The sequence below is a fragment of the Pseudomonas sp. UFMG81 genome (assembly GCF_015354575.1).
Taxonomy (GTDB): domain Bacteria; phylum Pseudomonadota; class Gammaproteobacteria; order Pseudomonadales; family Pseudomonadaceae; genus Aquipseudomonas.
In genome coordinates, this window is record NZ_JACAFQ010000079.1 from 1 (window position 1) to 694 (window position 694).

The following is a 694-nucleotide window of genomic DNA, read 5'->3' on the forward strand; positions in this document are numbered from 1 at the left end:
AGATTCCTAGGCATTACTCACCCGTCCGCCGCTGAATCAAGGAGCAAGCTCCCGTCATCCGCTCGACTTGCATGTGTTAGGCCTGCCGCCAGCGTTCAATCTGAGCCATGATCAAACTCTTCAGTTCAATACTGCTTGGGTTTTTAAGAAACCCTAAACTTGGCTCAGCAATCTCAAATGACTATGTGATTTCTCGCATGGCCACTTGTGATGCTGATAATCTTTGTGACTATCAGTCCGTACTCACAAGCACCCACACGAATTGCTTGATTCAATTTGTTAAAGAGCGGTTGGCTTTAGCGTTTCGCTTCAGCCGAGGCGCGCACTCTACGCTTTCCTCATTTGCTGTCAAGCGTTTATTTTGAAGTTTTTCCGAGAAACTCGTTTAGCTTCAAACACTTGACTCGCTGCGATCTCTCGTAGCGGGAGACGAATCATACAGCGTTACAACCTGCTGTCAATCGCCTCGTTGAAGTTTTTTTCAAAGCTACTTCTTTCAAAACACCTTCAACTTCAACTACTTACTGCTTCCCCGCTGCGTTCAACGCTGCGAGGAGGCGAATAATACGCGCTTTGAAATCAGAGTCAACACCTTGATCTGAAAACATTTGAATATCACCAAGCAACTAATTCAGGCCGCTTCCGCTCTGTAGATAAACACCCTCGCGGAGGCTGGCAACCATGAGCGATGCAC

Annotated in this window: 1 rRNA gene; it reads right to left on the reverse strand. The window is 47.1% G+C overall.

Annotated elements, in window-relative coordinates:
• A 16S ribosomal RNA gene (locus tag IX761_RS27000) occupies positions 1-127 on the reverse strand; the annotation flags it as partial.
• Positions 128-694 lie beyond the last annotated feature (567 nt).